Source organism: Deltaproteobacteria bacterium GWC2_55_46, from assembly GCA_001595385.3.
Classification (GTDB): Bacteria; Desulfobacterota; GWC2-55-46; order GWC2-55-46; family GWC2-55-46; genus UBA5799.
Genome location: LVEI03000001.1, coordinates 140,094 through 156,371, shown reverse-complemented (window position 1 = coordinate 156,371; position 16,278 = coordinate 140,094). Strand labels below are relative to the sequence as shown.

Annotated in this window: 16 protein-coding genes; 3 read left to right on the top strand and 13 right to left on the bottom strand. The window is 55.6% G+C overall.

Features of this window, described 5'->3' with window-relative positions; all coding sequences use genetic code 11:
• Window positions 1–43: 43 nt before the first annotated feature.
• Complete coding sequence (locus A2V21_300805) at window positions 44–1,207, top strand: hypothetical protein (GenBank protein ID OIJ72922.1); 1,164 nt, start codon at window positions 44–46, stop codon at window positions 1,205–1,207.
• A gap of 21 nt (window positions 1,208–1,228) precedes the next feature.
• Here the strand turns inward: A2V21_300805 and A2V21_300800 are convergent, their stop codons facing one another.
• The 6 genes from A2V21_300800 to A2V21_300775 form a co-directional block, all read right to left on the bottom strand.
• Window positions 1,229–2,476: an anion transporter gene (locus A2V21_300800; GenBank protein ID OIJ72921.1), complete on the bottom strand. Its 1,248-nt coding sequence runs from the start codon at window positions 2,474–2,476 to the stop codon at window positions 1,229–1,231.
• A gap of 115 nt (window positions 2,477–2,591) precedes the next feature.
• Window positions 2,592–3,107: an adenine phosphoribosyltransferase gene (locus A2V21_300795; protein ID OIJ74992.1), complete on the bottom strand. Its 516-nt coding sequence runs from the start codon at window positions 3,105–3,107 to the stop codon at window positions 2,592–2,594.
• Between the two features lie 145 nt (window positions 3,108–3,252).
• Window positions 3,253–4,167 carry a hypothetical protein gene (locus A2V21_300790; GenBank protein OIJ72920.1) on the bottom strand — a complete coding sequence of 305 codons (915 nt, stop codon included), beginning with the start codon at window positions 4,165–4,167 and terminating at the stop codon, window positions 3,253–3,255.
• 92 nt (window positions 4,168–4,259) lie between these two features.
• Window positions 4,260–4,937 (bottom strand): hypothetical protein, encoded by a 678-nt coding sequence (locus A2V21_300785; GenBank protein ID OIJ72919.1) that lies wholly within the window; start codon window positions 4,935–4,937, stop codon window positions 4,260–4,262.
• Between the two features lie 17 nt (window positions 4,938–4,954).
• Entirely contained in the window at window positions 4,955–5,653 is a 699-nt protein-coding gene (locus tag A2V21_300780; GenBank protein ID OIJ72918.1) for a protein-L-isoaspartate O-methyltransferase, read from the bottom strand.
• On the bottom strand, window positions 5,650–6,402 hold the full coding sequence (locus tag A2V21_300775; protein OIJ74991.1) for a 5'/3'-nucleotidase SurE: 753 nt from the start codon (window positions 6,400–6,402) through the stop codon (window positions 5,650–5,652). The genes A2V21_300780 and A2V21_300775 overlap by 4 nt, the downstream gene beginning before the upstream one ends.
• Before the next feature lie 169 nt (window positions 6,403–6,571).
• Here A2V21_300775 and A2V21_300770 point away from each other — a divergent pair, with 169 nt between their 5' ends.
• Window positions 6,572–8,512, top strand: a complete 1,941-nt coding sequence (locus A2V21_300770; GenBank protein OIJ72917.1) for a 1,4-alpha-glucan branching enzyme — start codon at window positions 6,572–6,574, stop codon at window positions 8,510–8,512.
• Between the two features lie 153 nt (window positions 8,513–8,665).
• On the opposite strand, the gene A2V21_300765 is transcribed toward A2V21_300770, so the two are convergent.
• Window positions 8,666–8,944, bottom strand: a complete 279-nt coding sequence (locus tag A2V21_300765) for a hypothetical protein (GenBank protein ID OIJ72916.1) — start codon at window positions 8,942–8,944, stop codon at window positions 8,666–8,668.
• The gene (locus A2V21_300760) at window positions 8,944–10,005 is read right to left on the bottom strand and encodes a hypothetical protein (protein ID OIJ74990.1); all 1,062 of its coding nucleotides are present in this window, start codon (window positions 10,003–10,005) and stop codon (window positions 8,944–8,946) included. The genes A2V21_300765 and A2V21_300760 overlap by 1 nt, the downstream gene beginning before the upstream one ends.
• A 173-nt stretch (window positions 10,006–10,178) precedes the next feature.
• Here A2V21_300760 and A2V21_300755 point away from each other — a divergent pair, with 173 nt between their 5' ends.
• A complete protein-coding gene (locus tag A2V21_300755) occupies window positions 10,179–11,159 on the top strand; it encodes a mononuclear molybdenum enzyme YedY (GenBank protein OIJ72915.1) in 981 nt (326 codons plus the stop codon).
• Window positions 11,160–11,179: 20 nt separating this feature from the next.
• Here A2V21_300755 and A2V21_300750 read toward each other — a convergent pair whose 3' ends face one another.
• From A2V21_300750 to A2V21_300730, 5 genes are all read right to left on the bottom strand, one after another.
• The gene (locus A2V21_300750; GenBank protein OIJ72914.1) at window positions 11,180–11,839 is read right to left on the bottom strand and encodes a hydrolase; all 660 of its coding nucleotides are present in this window, start codon (window positions 11,837–11,839) and stop codon (window positions 11,180–11,182) included.
• Window positions 11,840–11,921: 82 nt separating this feature from the next.
• Entirely contained in the window at window positions 11,922–13,322 is a 1,401-nt protein-coding gene (locus tag A2V21_300745) for an NAD(P)(+) transhydrogenase (GenBank protein ID OIJ74989.1), read from the bottom strand.
• A 75-nt stretch (window positions 13,323–13,397) separates the two neighbouring features.
• Entirely contained in the window at window positions 13,398–13,790 is a 393-nt protein-coding gene (locus tag A2V21_300740) for a hypothetical protein (GenBank protein ID OIJ72913.1), read from the bottom strand.
• A gap of 3 nt (window positions 13,791–13,793) precedes the next feature.
• Entirely contained in the window at window positions 13,794–14,414 is a 621-nt protein-coding gene (locus A2V21_300735) for a hypothetical protein (protein ID OIJ72912.1), read from the bottom strand.
• Between the two features lie 75 nt (window positions 14,415–14,489).
• On the bottom strand, window positions 14,490–16,103 hold the full coding sequence (locus A2V21_300730) for a hypothetical protein (GenBank protein ID OIJ72911.1): 1,614 nt from the start codon (window positions 16,101–16,103) through the stop codon (window positions 14,490–14,492).
• Window positions 16,104–16,278 lie beyond the last annotated feature (175 nt).

Sequence of the window (16,278 nt, the reverse complement as noted above, 5' to 3'; positions counted from 1 at the left end):
TCCGCACTCGATTATAATATCGGCCTCAAAGGGGGTTATCTTAATGGATAAGGCTGTCGTAAACAGGATATCGAGGATACTCGCGGGCCATCTCTGGGTCTTTTCTAACGAGCTGGCGACAAGCCCCAAAAAGTTCGCCCCCGGCTCGCTCGTGGAGCTTACCGATAAAAAAGGCAATTTTCTTGGAATCGGCTATGTAAACCCGCACTCCCTCATATCGGTAAGGATACTTACGAGGAAGAGGGAGGAGATAGACGAAACCTTCTTCAAAAGGAGGATCGAGGAGGCACTTGCCTACAGGAAAAAGACCATCGGAGGGCGCGGCTCGTTCAGGGCCGTCTACAGCGAAAGCGACCTCCTGCCCGGCCTTATAGTCGATAAGCTCGGCGGCTGCCTCTCCGTACAGTTTCTCACTCTCGGCATGGAGGCCCAGTCGGATAAGGTGATAAAGGCGCTCGAAGAGGTCTACGCCCCGGCTTCGATCGTAGTAAGAAACGACAGCTCCATCCGGACTCTCGAAGGCCTTCCGCTTGAAAAGAAGATAATAAAGGGCGTGATAGACCCGTTGCCCATCGTGGAAGAGGACGGAGTGAGGATGGAAGTAGACCCCATGACAGGGCAGAAGACGGGCTTTTTCCTCGACCAGGCAGAGAACAGAAAGGCCTTTGCCGCGCTCTGCGAAGGCGGCACAGGGCTTGACCTCTTTTCCTATACAGGAGCATGGAGCCTCGCCCTCGCGAAAAAGGGCGTCAAGATGAAAACGGTAGATTCCTCAGAATACGCCATAGGCCAGGGCAAGAGGAATGCCGAGCTGAACGGCCTTTCAGGGAGTTGCGATTTCGTAAAGGCTGATGTCTTTGAGCTTTTAAAAGAGGAGGTGCGGGCAGGCAGAAAATACGACTGCATAGCCCTCGACCCTCCGGCCTTCGTCAAATCAAAGGCCCGCATAGCGGAGGCGTTCAAGGCCTATACAGAGCTCAATGCCGCCTGCATGGGGCTACTCAGGCACGGAGGCCTTTTCGCGACATCTTCATGCTCATATCATGTGGACAGGATGATGTTCTTCGAGATGCTCAGGACGGCGGCAAGGGGCGCGGGTAGACAGGCCAGGATAATCGAGACACGCTCACAGGCAAAGGACCACCCCGTGTCACTTGCGGTGCCGGAGACCGAATACCTTAAGTGTGTTATCATGGAAGTTCTATAGTGCGATGATTTTATTGGTTTTTTATAAAAACAGTTCGAAGTAAGCCCAGTAGACCGCCGTATTGAAGACAGTAAGCGGGATACCGACCCTTGCGAAATCAAGGAACGAGATAGTCTCTCCCTTTTTCTCCGAGTTCTGAATAATTATGATATTGCTCGCCGCCCCGAGTATCAGGAGGTTCCCGGCGATAGTGCTGCCGGCTGCCAGCGCCATGAGCTCGCGCGCCCCCGCCCCGGCAAGGTCGAGTACCGGCAGGTAAAGGGCCACAAACGGCACGTTCGAGATGAGCTGGCTTAAAAGGACGCTCAAGACCATTACCGGAGCGTAGCCGGCGCCCGACCAGCCAGGCATAAGTCGCTGGATGATGCCGGAGTCCCAGACGCTCGCCATCAGGACGAACATCGACGCGAAAAATACAAGGGTATGCCAGTCAATCTTCCTCGCTATCTCAAAACGCCGGGGGCTAATGAGCAAGATCGGCGTGGCGGCGGCTATCGCTATGTATGTGAGGCTAAAATCCCACTCAAGGCCGTTGAATACGGAGACGACCTTGGCGGTTATCATCACAAAGATCAACAGTAGCGATACCCTGCAGAGATCGGCAAGCCCCCTGTCACGTATATCTTCCCTTGCGCCCTCAAGGCGCATATTGTGGAAGTGGCCCCTGAAGAAAAACCTGAGCATGGCGAATGCGATAAGGATATTTAAAAATGTCGGGATGGCAAGGTAGGTAAAAAATGACACAAAGGGATTCGACATCTTGCCGTGAAGTGCGATAAGGAGGTTCTGCGGGTTTCCTATGGGGCTTGCAACACTTCCTAATGTAGTGGCAAAACAAAGGCTTAGAAGCAATAGTTTAGGCGAAATATTATGCCTTTTAGCGTAGAATAGCACAAGCGGCGTGCCGATTATCGCAACCGTGTCGTTCATGATGAAGGCGGAGAAGAAGCCCATGATAAAGAGTATGTAAAGGACCAGGGCGTCGGTGCTCCTCGCCCTGCTAAAGACGCTGTGGGCAACGTTATGCAGGTACCTGCTCTCGACCATCGCCTCCCCTACCACAAACATACCGAAGAGGAATATCATCACGTCGAGGTCTATTGAGGCGAGCGCCTTGCCTGGGCTTATGGAGCCGAGCGCGAGCACGGCAAGAGCCCCGGCAAGCATTATCTGCCAGATGGCCAGCCTGAAGGTGCCCACCTGCCGGATGGCGATAAGCGCAAAGACCGCGATGAGGACTATCGGGGGGACAGGGTCGATTGGAGGCATAGAAAAAAGGGCAAGGCGGCATGAGCCCTTGCCCGGTTATAGATACTTCTGAAAAACAGAACTCTCTCCAAAACTCTCAGGCGATCCGTTTCGCTCAGGATGACCTTGGCTCCGTTCAATACTTTATAAGCGAATAGACCGGATGCGGCTTAAGCTTCTCTCTGCCGTTAAGCTCATCGAGCTCGACTATGAAGGCGCACTCGACTATATTGCCACCCATCTGCCTTACCAGGCTCGCCACAGCCCCTGCCGTCCCGCCTGTGGCGAGGAGGTCGTCGGCTATGACCACGTTCTGCCCGGGGGTGATGGCGTCCTGGTGTATCTCGAGGCTGTCTTTCCCGTACTCGAGAGAATAGCTCGCCTTGTGTGTCTTGTGCGGAAGTTTTCCCGGCTTCCTCACGAGCACTACCCCGGCCCCGATCTTGTAGGCAAGGGCAGCGCCCACCACAAAGCCCCTGGCCTCTATGCCGACCACCAGGTCTATGCCCTTTCCGATGTACCTGTGCCCCATGAGGTCTACCATGCGCTGGAAGAGCGCGGGCTCCTTGCACAGAGTAGTGATGTCCTTGAAGAGTATCCCCTTCTTTGGAAAGTCCGGCACATCCCTGATAGAAGTCTTAAGCTGCTCAATCATCCTTTACTCCTTGAAAAGTTTTAGCAGGCTGCTGAAAAAGGCCGACCTGCGGCGTCGTGACCTCATTTGAAGCCTGAACCTAATTTTGAGTTTTTCAGCAACCACCTGTCAGGAGGAAACTTTTTCATGATACCACAGAAGTTCAAACGGCATCAAGAGAAGCTATCTTGTCCCTCTCCTTCACAAGCCTCTTGAGCTTGTCCATGGCCTTCACCTCTATCTGGCGCACCCTCTCCCTCGTCACGCCGAAGACATTGCCTATCGACTCGAGGGTCTCAGGGTAGCCGGTGCCGATGCCGAACCTGAGCCTTATTATCCTCTGCTCGCTCTCGTCAAGCTGGCTGAGCCAGGCCCTTACACGCTCGGCCTTCCTGTTCATGTCCAGTATGTCGATCTGGGGCGGATAAGTGGGATCCTCGATCTTATCAAGGAGCGACTGGTCGCTCCCGTCCGGGAGGACGGCCTCGAGGGAGTAGCTTTTCTTGCTTATCAGGTCGAGCTTCTTTACGTACCTGCCGGAGAAGCCGGTCCTTTCGGCAAGCTCGCTGAAATCCGGCTCCCTGCTGAGAGCCATCATAAGCTCCCTCGTGGCACGGCTGAGCTTCGAGATATCGGCGGTCACGTGTATAGGAAGCCTCACCACGTTCCCCTGGTTCGCTATCGCCCTCTCTATCGACTGCTTTATCCAGTAGGTCGCGTAGGTCGAGAACTTGCAGCCCTTGGAGGCCCTGAACCGCTCGACAGATTTTATGAGGCCGATATTGCCCTCTTCTATGAGGTCAGGCAGGGGAAAGCCCCTGTTCATGTATTTTTTGGCGATATTGACCACCAGCCGGAGGTTGGCCTCTATCATGCGCCGCCTGGCTTCCTGATCGCCTTTTGATATTTTTTTCGCGAGGAGTTTTTCTTCTCTGGACGTGAGCAGGTGGAATCTCTTGATGGAATTGAAGTAGGACTTTACAGAATCGGTTGAAAAGCCTTCACGGACCTCGCTCTCTTCACCTCGGACCTGCCTCCTGATGAAAGTGCCCTTTGAAGCTCTTTCGTGCTTTTCCATACGGCTTCCACCTTCCCTTTCTTTTAGTCCGGGACAAAGAAGCTATTCGGGCTGGGTATCCGGTTTCTATTTTATTTACAATATTTTCTCGGCTATGGCAAGAAAAAAAGCGGGTTCCTGACGGCCTTGCCCTGGCGTACCTCGAAGTGCAGGTGCGCCGTTGTGGCGTTGCCGGAGCGTCCAACTGCGGCTATCCTGGCGCCCCTTTCGACCTTTTCACCATGCTTTACAAGGTTTTCGCTGTTGTGAGCATAGACGGTGAAAAAGTCGTCCTTATGTTTAAGTATGATTATCTTCCCGTAGCCCCTCATCCCCGATTCCACATAGATGGCCTCGCCCGAATCCGCCGCAAGGACAGGCGTTCCCTCCTTTGCCTTTATGTCTATGCCGCCGTGCTTTACCCCATTTCTCAGTCCGTAAGGGGATATCATCTCGCCTTTGAGCGGCCAGTCGAACCTGCCGCTTTCGACGACGATGGCGCCTTCCGCCTCCTCGTCTTTTGCCCCCGGCGAAGGCGGGACAAATGGCTTTACCTTCCTCAACCTGGATGCGCCGGGGATGAAGAACTTGCTCCCGGCCTTGATCGCGGTCGGGTCTTTAATGTCGTTAAGCTCGGCGACCTCCTGCATATCCGCTCCGTATGTCTTGCAGATCCTCCAGAAGGTCTCACCCTTGTTTACTTTATGATAGACACCGGGGGCGCAGCCGTAGATGAGAAAGGCGATAAAAAGAAACGCGGCCAGGAAGGTTATGACGCGGGATATCGGCATCAGGATCGGCACCGTGGTCAGGGGCGGGGCTTATCGTTGCCCCAGCCATCTTTACCTATGAGCTTTACGAACTTGCAGCCGCCAAGAACCTCTGTAGAGGCCCCGTGCGCCGTTTTAGTGATCCTCAGGAGCTTCTGAGACTCTTCCTCGCCCACGGGTATAACAAGCCTTCCGCCAGGCCTCATCTGCTCGATCAAAGCGGGCGGCACCTGAGGAGAGCCGGCCGCCACAATTATGGCGTCAAACGGGGCCTCGTCAGGCCACCCGAGCGTCCCGTCGGCCACGCGTATGATGACGTTGCGGCAAAGGAGGCTGTCGAGCGTTTTGCGGGCCTTGTCCGCTATCTTGGATATCCTCTCTACGGAGTAGACCTTCTCCGCCAGCATCGAGAGGACGGCAGCCTGGTACCCTGAGCCTGTGCCGATCTCAAGCACCCTCTCCCTGCCGGTGAGGCCGAGGGACTCGGCCATGAAGGCGACCATGTAGGGCTGGGATATCGTCTGTTTCTCGCCTATGGGCAAAGGGTAATCGGTATAGGCCTGGGAATGGAGCGCGCCGTCGACGAAGATGTGCCTAGGCACGCTGAGCATCGCATGGAGCACCTCGGCCCTCGTTATGCCGCGAGGGATAAGCTGGGTGTCGAGCATGTGCTGCCTTGAGCGCTCGTATATGTCCCTTTTGACCCTTATCGCCGCCGGAGGAGTGAACTGCCTCATCTTATCTTCCAGCTCCTTAGCTCGGAAAGAGAGCTGTAATTTGTCATATCCAGGTGTATGGGGGTAATGGAGATATAGCCGTCCTGCACCGCCCTGAAGTCCGCGTCGGCTCCGCCTTCCCACCTTTCCAGGTCGCCGCCTATCCAGTAGTATTTTTTGCCGCGCGGGTCGACCTTCTCTACGACGGCGTCGCTGAAGAACCTCTTGCCCTGCGTCGTTATCCTGTAGCCTTTGGGCGCGTGCGCCGGGATGTTTACGTTAAGGAGGGTGTCCTTGGGCATGCCGCGCTTGAGTATGAACCGCGACAGGCGAGCCGCGAATGAGGCCGCCGGGGCAAAGTTGAAATCCGCCTTTGCCGCCAGGGATACGGCGATGGAAGGCACCCCGAGGAGCGTGCCCTCCATGGCGGCGGATACGGTGCCTGAATACGATACGTCCTCTCCCATGTTGCCGCCCTTGTTTATGCCCGAGACGACAAGGTCAGGCCTCCCGGGCAAGATGCCGTTCACGGCAAGCGTCACGCAGTCGGTCGGGGTCCCGTCAACGGCGTACATCCTGGGCCCGGCCTCCTCTACCCTGAGCGGCCTGTGGAGCGTAAGGGAATGGCTCGTCGCGCTCTTTTCCCTGTCGGGCGCGACGACGTACACAATACCGACTCTCCTCAGAGCCGTAGCGAGCTTGAGTATCCCCTCAGACCTTATGCCGTCGTCGTTTGAGACGAGTATCAGTTTCTTATTATTCTCTGTCATCTTCGAAAGTACTGACAATATGTGAATATAATAAAACCTGCCTGAAAATTCAACAGAATTTGGCGCGTAAAGGACGAAAACAGGAACACGAACGCTATTGGGTCCACACAATCGAGTGAAATGTGCTATATTTATCTCACAAAAAAGCTATTGGGGGTAGGTCCATTCGATGAACGGTGTCATTTCGCCTTCCGCAAACCTGGTCGTGCACGACGGAAGCCACATTACGGACCACGACATATACTTCCTTAAGGAAGGTAACCACTATAGGCTCTACAACAAGCTTGGCGCCCACCTGACAGAGATAAACGGGGTCAAGGGGGTACACTTCGCGGTCTGGGCGCCAAATGCCGAAGGCGTCTCTGTCTTAGGGGACTTTAACGGCTGGAATACCGAGACGCACCAGTTAAAGGTCCGCGACGACTGGTCCGGGGTCTGGGAGGGCTTCATACCCGGGCTCGGCCACTCTACCCTTTATAAGTACTACATCAAATCCCGATACAACGGCTACCGCGTCCAGAAAGGCGATCCCTTCGCCTACCATTGGGAATGCCCGCCCAAGACCGCCTCTGTCGTGTGGGACTTGAGCTACCAGTGGAACGACCAGGAATGGATGAGGACGAGGCGCGAGCACAACTCTCTTGACAAGGCCGTCTCGATCTACGAGGTGCACCTCGGCTCATGGAGGAAGGTGCCTGAGGAAGGGGACAGGTCTCTAGGCTACCGCGAGATCGCCCCGTATCTGGCGAGCTACGTAAAGGAGATGGGCTTTACGCACGTCGAACTCCTGCCTATTATGGAGCACCCGTTCTACGGCTCCTGGGGCTACCAGACCCTCGGCTACTTCGCGCCCACCGGCAGGTTCGGCACCCCGCAGGATTTCATGTACCTCGTAGACCACCTCCACCAGAACGGCATCGGAGTAATCCTGGACTGGGTGCCATCCCACTTCCCCGGCGACGAGTATGGGCTATCGTACTTCGATGGGACACACCTGTTCGAGCACTCTGACGCGAGGAAGGGCTATCACCCTGACTGGGGGAGCTACATATTCAACTACGGGCGGAACGAGATAAGGTCCTTCCTCATAAGCTCCGCCATATTCTGGCTGGACAAGTACCACATTGACGGCATAAGGGTCGACGCCGTAGCCTCGATGCTCTATCTCGACTACTCGAGGAAAGAAGGGGAATGGCTCCCCAACGAGTTCGGCGGCAGGGAGAACATCGAGGCCATAGGCTTCTTGAAGAGGCTCAACGAGGCCATCTACCATGAGTTCCCTGACGTGCAGACCTTCGCCGAGGAATCGACCGCATGGCCGATGGTATCAAAGCCCACATGGCTCGGCGGATTGGGCTTCGGCATGAAGTGGAATATGGGCTGGATGCACGACACCCTCAAATACTTCTCAAAGGACCCTGTCTACAGGAAGTACTACCATAACCAGCTTACCTTCAGCATCTGGTACGCCTTCACGGAGAACTTCATGCTGCCGCTTTCGCATGACGAGGTCGTCCACGGCAAGGGCTCGCTTATTGGGAAGATGCCTGGCGATGAATGGCAGAGGCACGCCAATTTGCGGGCGCTCTACGGCTACATGTTCGGCCACCCCGGCAAGAAGCTCCTGTTCATGGGATCGGAGTTCGGGCAGGTAAGGGAATGGTCACATGACGACAGCCTCGAATGGCACGTCCTGCAGTACCCTTACCACGCAGGCGTACAGAGGTGGGTATCTGACCTGAACAACCTTTACAGGAACGAGCCATCACTGCATGAGCTGGACTTCTCCCCGGAAGGGTACGAGTGGATAGACTTCCACGACTGGGAGAACAGCGTCATAAGCTTCATAAGAAAAGGGCATGACCCGAATGACGCTATGCTCGTCGTCTGCAACCTGACCCCGGCCTACAGGACCGATTACAGGATAGGCGTCCCGGAAGGCGGCTGGTGGCAGGAGGCGTTAAACAGCGACGCTGAAGTTTACGGCGGTAGCGGCAGAGGTAACGCCGGCGGTGTTTTCGCCGAAGAGGTCCCATCTCACAAGAGGCACTGGTCTCTTAACATCGCGCTGCCGCCCCTTTCGGCATTGTTCTTCAAGAGGAGCAAGTAAATGGTTTAAACAGCAGGTACGCCACTACTACGAGCTTCTGAAGCCAGCGAAGCAGATGGACTTTTTCAGCAGCCTGCTGAAATCTCCCCCTTTTCTAAAGGGGGACTAAGGGGGATTATAAATCATTCAAAGATAATCTCCCCTGACCCCTCTTTAGGAAAGAGGGGGACCAGGAATATCCATCGCTTCCACCATCGCTTCCACCATCGCTTCCACCATCGCTTCCACCATCGCTTCCACCATCGCTTCCACCATCGCTTCCACCATCGCTTCCACCATCGCTTCCACCATCGCTTCCACCATCGCTTCCACCATCGCTTCCACCATCGCTTCCACCATCGCTTCCACCATCGCTTCCACCATCGCTTCCATTTGATATCGCGCTTTCAGCGTAGCGTAGGACGTAAGCTTGAAAATCCCATTGCGAGACATTAATCCCCGCCATAAGTCACCCTGTATACCGCCCCAGCCTTATCATCGGAAATGTAAAGCGCTCCGTCCCTGCCTACGAGCGCGTCGACCGGCCTGCCCCAGGCCTCGCCGCCTGAGAGCCATCCTGTGATGACATCAAATGGTTTCCCTGACGGTTTGCCATCGCCAAAGGGTATCGCAATGACCTTATAGCCGGTCGGCACGCTCCTGTTCCATGATCCGTGGAAGGCTATGTAAAGGACGTTACGGAGCCTCTCGGGGAACTTGAGGCTATAACCGAAGGCCACCCCTAACGGGGCTGAGTGCGCCTGCATCTCGACAGCCGGAGGCACTGTATCCTTGCAACGCTCAGCACTGCCAAAATCAGTGTCAGGCTGCTTTTTTCCGTAACAGAAAGGCCAGCCGTAGTCTCCGCCCAATTCAATCCTGTTAAGCTCTTCAGGCGGTATGTCGTCGCCAAGTCCGTCCCTGCCGTTGTCGACGCCCCATAGCTCGCCTGTTTTGGGATGGAACTCGATCCCAACGCTGTTCCTCAGCCCTGAGGCGAATATTTCGGCCTTCCCAGAATCCTTGAACCTTACTACAGCTGCCCTCCTCCTGTCCTTTTCAATACAGGCGTTGCAGCTTGAGCCGGTTGAGACGTAGATGGCGTTATCCGGCCCTATATCTATCGACTTTGTCCAGTGGCCACCGCCTGAAGGGAGGTCCCGGCTTATTACCCTTGTTGAATCGGCCTTAAGGTCGCCGTTTTCATCCTTTAATTCAACGAGCCTCCCTGTCTCTGCTACGATCAGCGCCCTGTCCTTGAATACGAGGCCGTGAGGCCTTTTAAGGCCCCGCGCGAAGGTTACCGGCTCGTCAGCCGCCCCGTCGCCGTCCCTGTCCGGCAGCGCGAGGACAACACCATCCTCCGGCACGCTCAAGTATATTGTGCCGCTCTTGTCAGCGGCCATAAACCTCGCCCCGGGAGAGCCTGCGTAGAAGACCGATACCTTGAGCCCCGGCATCGCCTTCAGCGCCAGCTTATCGCCAAAGACCCCCTGCCTGTATTTCTCCGGCACAACGAGCGTTACATCATTAAGATCCTGGGCCCGGGCAAGGCCGGAAAAAAAGAAGAGCGCTGAAATGACCAGGAATAGCAGGCGTGATGTCATGGTTTTTCCTTTTTTTTACGAGTGTACTTGGAAAAACGCCATCCCGCAACTTGCCTTAAAAACAGGGGTATAATCTGAATATGTTCATCAAAAAGAAAAGACCATGGGAGATACCAGAGGCTCAAGCGACCCCAGAAAGCGTATACATGGGTAGAAGACGGTTCTTGAGGGAGATGGGGAACTATACGGCTGCCGGAGGCTTTTTTCTATCCGGCTTCGGCTCCAGCATATTCGGCATCTTCGAGGATAAGGAAAAAGAAGGGGTCATAAAGGTACCGTCCACGCCAACATCGAACCTCTATCCCGCGCTAAGGAATAAAAAATACATACTCGACAGGCCGCTTACGGAGGAGCTTATCGCTGGCCGGTACAATAACTTCTATGAGTTCTCATCAGGCAAGAGCGTCTGGAAGCACGTGGACAGGATGGAGGTAAGGCCATGGACCGTCGAGGTAGCGGGGCTTGTAGAAAAGCCCAGGGTCTATGACGTTGACGAGATAGTGCGAATGATGACGCTTGAGGAGAGGCTTTACAGGCTCCGCTGTGTAGAGGCATGGGCGATGGCTGTGCCATGGACCGGCTTTCCGATGAAGGATTTCATCAAAAGAATGAACCCGCTCTCAACGGCCAAGTACGTAAAGATGCAAACCTTCATGAGGCCCGAGTGGGCTTCGGGGCAGCGGGTAAAGTTCTGGCAGCCATGGCCCTATGAAGAGGGGCTTACGATGGAGGAGGCCACAAACGAGCTTGCCATGCTCGTAACAGGCATCTACGGGCACGAGCTTCCAAGGCAGCACGGCGCGCCCATCCGTCTCATAGTGCCATGGAAGTACGGCTACAAGAGCATAAAGTCGATCGTGAGGATAGAGTTCACCGCGACAAGGCCGGCTACCTTCTGGAATACCGCCATCCCGCATGAGTATGACTTCCCCGCCAACGTAAACCCGAATGTCCCTCACCCGAGGTGGTCGCAGGAGACAGAAGAGATAATCGGCACCAACGAAAGGCGGCCTACGATCATCTATAACGGATACGGGGATTTTGTGAAGGGTCTATACTGAAGGTGATCTTGAGTCCTGGATCACTTACGCTGGGGCTTGAGGTATTTCTGGAACCACCTCGCGGCGAGGTTGGCGACCTCTTCAAGCGCCCCGGGCTCCTCGAACAGGTGCGTCGCCCCAGGGACTATGACCATCTCCTTGTCCACCTTTAACTTCTCGTAAGCCAGCCTGTTAAGGTCTATCACAAGGTCGTCCTTGCCGCCAATTATTAGAAGCGTCGGCGATTTAACCCCGGCAAGAGCCCCCATAGCGAGGTCCGGACGCCCTCCCCTTGACACTACCGCCCCTATAAGCTCTCCCGCGGAAGCAGCCGACTTAAGGGCGGCGGCCGCGCCGGTAGAGGCGCCAAAGTAGCCTATTCTCAAGCCCTTTGTCGAGTCCTCATCGGCAAGCCATGAGGTTGCCGCGTCAAGCCTTTCAGAGAGGAGCCCTATATCGAACCTCGTCTCGTAGTCCATGTCCTCGTCCCTGGTGAGGAGGTCCATCAAAAGGGTCCCAAGGCCAGCCTTGCGGAGCACCTGCGCCACGAAGTTGTTCCTCGGGCTGTGGCGGGAACTCCCGCTGCCATGCGCGAATAGCGCTATCCCTTGCGCTCCCTGGGGAATAGCGAGCGCACCTTCGAGCCTTACCTTGCCTGAAGGTATATAGACAAGTGTTTCCGCGGTATTCACAAGCCTCATCCTGAACCCCGCAAGTTTTGGAGGTCCTGTACTTTTACCTAAGTATTGTCTGCAGGGCTGTATATGTCAAGGCAGCCGCGCCTCAGAGCTTGTTGAGGCCGTTCAGGGCGGCGTCTTTATAGGCATCTGACAGGGTCGGGTAATTGAAGACGGCATCCTTGAAATAATCGACAGGCCCGCCGTAGCTCATGACAGCCTGCCCGATGTGGATCAGTTCGCTCGCCTTCTCGCCGACTATATGGACTCCCAGGAGGCGCCTCGTATTTCTGTCGAATATGAGCTTGAGCATGCCGTGGATGTCCCCTATTATCTGGCCGCGCGCCACCTCGTGGAAGTAGGCGCAGCCGACCTCATAAGGAATGCCCTTGAGCGTAAGGCTCTCCTCCGTCTCCCCCACCATCGATATCTCCGGGATGGTATAGATGCCGTAAGGGAGTAGCCCCGGAAGCTCGCATGTGATGCCTTCCTTCTGGAAGGCGTGGCATACCGCGCGCCTGCCCTGCTCCATCGAGGTCGAGGCAAGGGACGGGAAGCCGATGACGTCGCCGATGGCGTAGACATGCGGTATGGCGGTCTGGAAGTTGTCATTCACGGAGACAAGCCCCCTTGCGTCCGCCTTCAAGCCTACGGCCCCGAGGTCCAGGGTATCCGAGTTTCCCATGCGCCCCATGGTATAAAGAAGCTTCTCAGATACGGCTATCTTGCCGCTTTTAAGCCGCGTCAAGACCCTGCCGCCCGCGTCAACCGAAATATTCGTGACCTCCTCATTGAGCCTCATGGTGACCCCGGAGTGCCTCATCCAGTACATGAGGTTGGTGACGATCTCCTCGTCTGCGAAGTTAAGGAGCCTCGCCTTCTTCTCCACCAGGCACACCTGAACCCCGAGGGCCGCGAATATGCAGGCGTACTCGCAGCCGATGACGCCTCCACCCACGACGGTCATGGTGGAAGGGATCCTGTCGAGTTCGAGTATGGTGTCGCTGTCGTATATATGGCCTGAATCGAAAGGCACGTCATCGGGGCGCGAGGGCCTTGAGCCGGGGGCGAGCACAATGAAATCGGCGTAGAACTCTTCCGGGTTATTCACGCCGCTTTGCAAAAGCATCGTGTGTTCATCCAGGAAAGAGGCCGCGCCGTAGGCTATTTCCACCCGGTTCCGGCTGAACTGGTCTATGATCACCTCCATCTGATGGCGTATGACCTCTGATTTGCGGTGAAGCAGCTCGCTAAGCGTAATATCCCTGTTCAATATGAGCTGAAGGCCGAATATAGCCCTCTGCTTGAACCCTGCGAAGACCAGCGCGGTCTCACGGAGCGTTTTGCTCGGCAGGGTGCCCGTGTGTATGCCGGCCCCTCCAAGAAAGGGGCTCTTCTCGACTATGACCACCTTCTTGCCGAGCTTTGCCGCCTGAAGGGCGGCCTTCTGCCCGCCTGGGCCTGAGCCGACCACAAGCACATCGTATCTTCTCATAAAGTCCTCTATTAGATTATAGCGTAACCGGGAGGCGGACAGGCGGGAAAAGACCAAACTTCAGACGGACGGTTGTTAAAGGCAGACTCAGCTGATACCGCTTATGATCCTCTCCAGCCTCTCCCTCATCTCCTTCGCTACTATGGCGAGGGCCGGGTTCTCTATGATGGACATCTCTACCGAGGGGTCTATCGAGGCTACCGTAGAGCCGCCTTCGTCGTTCTCGTATACTATCACATGGCAAGGGAGCAGCAGGCCTATCTCGGTCTCTACCACCAGGGCCTTATAGGCCAGCTCCGCGTTGTTAGCGGATAATATCCGATAACCCCTGAAGTCCTTCTCAAGGCTTCGCCTCAAGTCGCCGGACATATCCAGCTCGCTTGTGACATAGAAGCCGCCGCTTTCAAGGGCCGCCCTCGCCTTCACGACCGCCGGCTCGAACGCCTCATTCAGTTTCTTTGATATGGAATATCTGCTCATGGGCTAATCCAATGAAAAGAAGCCCGAAGGGAACTCCGGGCCGGTAGTCAAGTCTTCCATCACAACGCGCTCCTCAAGGCCCCCATCCCTGTCATAGGCCTCTGCCTTAAGCGGCAGATAATCATCGGCTCCCAGCCAGAGGCGGTATCTGTTTATGCCGTCCACCTCGTAGCCACCCTCTCCTGTCACCTCTACTACGATTGAGCGCCTCTGCCCAAGCATCTCATCACCGGCGATTTCCATGCCGCCGTGGCCCCTGAGCTTTTGAGCGGCCTCAAGCAGCGCGCCAATGTCCGACTCATCTACGGTATGTCCGCGCGAGCTTTTTATGATCCGGCTCTCAGGGTCAAGGCGCATCTTGAACGACTTTAAAAAACCGAAAGGCCTGAGGACGACCTCTTTCTTGAGGGGGTCGTAGACAAGGATGGCCCCTTTGTGCGGCTCCTCGAATTCCATCCTGATAAAACCCGGCTTTTTGTAGTGATAACGGATTATTTCCGTCCTGTCCGTTGTGGCCTTCAGGGTAACGCTGTAGGTGTCGAGTCGCCTGAAGCTCTCAAGGGCGTTCTCTATGGGGTCGGCCCCCGTTAGAAGGATGGAGTAGACAAGCAACCCGAAGAGCATCTCTGCCCCCTGGAAGGGAACGGACGATTCTCTTTGGATTATAGCCTTAACCAGGCGGATTGCAACAAAGGCAGGTCAGCCCTTCTCACGCTCAAGTATGGGGTAGGCGACGTTTGTTATATAGGAGTTTATCCTCTTGAGGTTCGTGAGGACGTCCAGGTGGATGGCGCTGGTGTCGATCGATTCTTTGAAGCCCTTGTGAAGCCTGCTTATGTGGTTTTGCCTCAAGTCGCGCTCAAGCTCTGAGAGCCTCTGCTTGTGGGCAACGAGCCTGCGTGCCAATTCAAGGTCGCTCCCGGCAAAGGCCGCTACCCCCATCTCGAAGTTCTCCACGACCTTCCTGTGAAGCTCCATTATCTCCTTCATGCCTTCGGCTGAAAAAGAGAGCCCGCCCTTTATTTTTTTGCGCGCGAGGTCCATCAGGTTCTTGTCTATGACGTCGCCTATGTTCTCGATATTGTCCGAGAAGAGCATTATCTCAAGCTCCCTCTTTGCCTGCTCCCCGGAAAGGCTCTCCCTTGAAAGCCTGGTCAGGAACAGCTTCACCTCCCTGTCTAAGAGGTCCACGTCGTCGTCGCGCTCCTGGACCTCCTCCAGGAGGTCCAGGTCATTAGTCTCGAAGACCTTTATAGACCTGTCGAGCATCTCCTGGACTATGTCCGCGGCCCTTAACGATTCCCTCGATGCCTGTACGAGGGCCAGTGTAGGAGAGCTTAAGACGATCGGGTCGAGGTACTTGGGCCCGAACTTCTCAGGCCCCTTTGCTTCAGGGAGAAGGAGGCCTACAAGCCTCGTAAAGGGGCCCGTGAACGGCAGGAAGAGGACAGCTATGCCTATGTTGAAAAAGGTATGGGCGTTGGCGACCTGCCTGGCAGCGTCGGGAGTAGACAGACCGACAAGAGAAGTGAAATAACCGAGGAACGGTATGACGATGATAACGCCGAGCACCTTGAAAAGGGTATGCGCCAGGGCGACCCTCTTGGCCTCTACAGATGCCCCTATGGTGGATATTACAGCGCTTACGGTGGTGCCGATATTCGCGCCGAGCACGATGGGGACGGCAGCTTCAAGGCTCAGCAGCCCGGAGTGCGACATCGTGAGGGCTATGCCGAGGGTCGCGGCGCTGCTCTGGAAAAGCGCTGTAAGAAGGGCCGAGATGATGATCCCGGCAAAGGGGTCTTTGCTGAGTCCCAGCAAAAACTCCTTCATCAGGGGGTTCACGGATACAGGCTCAAAGGTGTCTATCAGTATCTTCAGGGCTAAAAAGACGAAGCCGAAGCCGAGCATCGCCTGGCCGAAGTCCTTCCACCGGCCGCGGCCCAGGTAGGTAGCCGCAACACCGAGGGCGACAAGGCCGAGGGCATAGTCATAGACCTTGAAGGCGATGACCTGGACGGTTATGGTGGTCCCTATGTCGGCCCCGAGGATGACGCCCATGGTCTGCCCCAGGGTCATGAGGCCGGAGCCGACAAAGCCGACGAGCATGACGGTCGTCGCGCTCGAACTCTGCAGGAGGGCCGTTATCGCCGCCCCAACTCCTACCCCCTTCAGGCGGTTATCCGTAGCCTTAAGGAGAAAGCCGCGAAGCTTCGCGCCTGCCGCCCTCTGCAGACCCTCTCCGGCAAGCCTCATCCCGAAAAGGATCAACGCTATGCCGCCGAAAAGGCTCAAAATGGAAATGGTCGTCATGGTAAAGAAGTCCTTAACAAACCGGGAATTTCAGTAAAATTTAAACCTAAACCGCAAAACACATATTATCCCTACAAAGCCTGTGGCGCAAGGAGATAGTTAAACGAGAGTAAGGCCCATTCTTCGTTCTATTTTACCTTGCTTTTTTTCAAACTAAAAGTATAATTAGCGGCAA

Excerpts from the sequence above, each read along its gene's own strand:
- A2V21_300765 (OIJ72916.1), bottom strand. The coding sequence starts at position 8,944 with ATGTCTCGCAATGGGATTTTCAAGCTTACGTCCTACGCTACGCTGAAA.
- A2V21_300735 (OIJ72912.1), bottom strand. The coding sequence starts at position 14,414 with ATGCTCTTCGGGTTGCTTGTCTACTCCATCCTTCTAACGGGGGCCGAC.
- A2V21_300800 (OIJ72921.1), bottom strand. The coding sequence starts at position 2,476 with ATGCCTCCAATCGACCCTGTCCCCCCGATAGTCCTCATCGCGGTCTTT.
- A2V21_300780 (OIJ72918.1), bottom strand. The coding sequence starts at position 5,653 with ATGAGGCAGTTCACTCCTCCGGCGGCGATAAGGGTCAAAAGGGACATA.
- A2V21_300770 (OIJ72917.1), top strand. The coding sequence starts at position 6,572 with ATGAACGGTGTCATTTCGCCTTCCGCAAACCTGGTCGTGCACGACGGA.
- A2V21_300750 (OIJ72914.1), bottom strand. The coding sequence starts at position 11,839 with ATGAGGCTTGTGAATACCGCGGAAACACTTGTCTATATACCTTCAGGC.
- A2V21_300740 (OIJ72913.1), bottom strand. The coding sequence starts at position 13,790 with ATGAGCAGATATTCCATATCAAAGAAACTGAATGAGGCGTTCGAGCCG.
- A2V21_300805 (OIJ72922.1), top strand. The coding sequence starts at position 44 with ATGGATAAGGCTGTCGTAAACAGGATATCGAGGATACTCGCGGGCCAT.
- A2V21_300790 (OIJ72920.1), bottom strand. The coding sequence starts at position 4,167 with ATGGAAAAGCACGAAAGAGCTTCAAAGGGCACTTTCATCAGGAGGCAG.
- A2V21_300730 (OIJ72911.1), bottom strand. The coding sequence starts at position 16,103 with ATGACGACCATTTCCATTTTGAGCCTTTTCGGCGGCATAGCGTTGATC.
- A2V21_300775 (OIJ74991.1), bottom strand. The coding sequence starts at position 6,402 with ATGACAGAGAATAATAAGAAACTGATACTCGTCTCAAACGACGACGGC.
- A2V21_300755 (OIJ72915.1), top strand. The coding sequence starts at position 10,179 with ATGTTCATCAAAAAGAAAAGACCATGGGAGATACCAGAGGCTCAAGCG.
- A2V21_300785 (OIJ72919.1), bottom strand. The coding sequence starts at position 4,937 with ATGCCGATATCCCGCGTCATAACCTTCCTGGCCGCGTTTCTTTTTATC.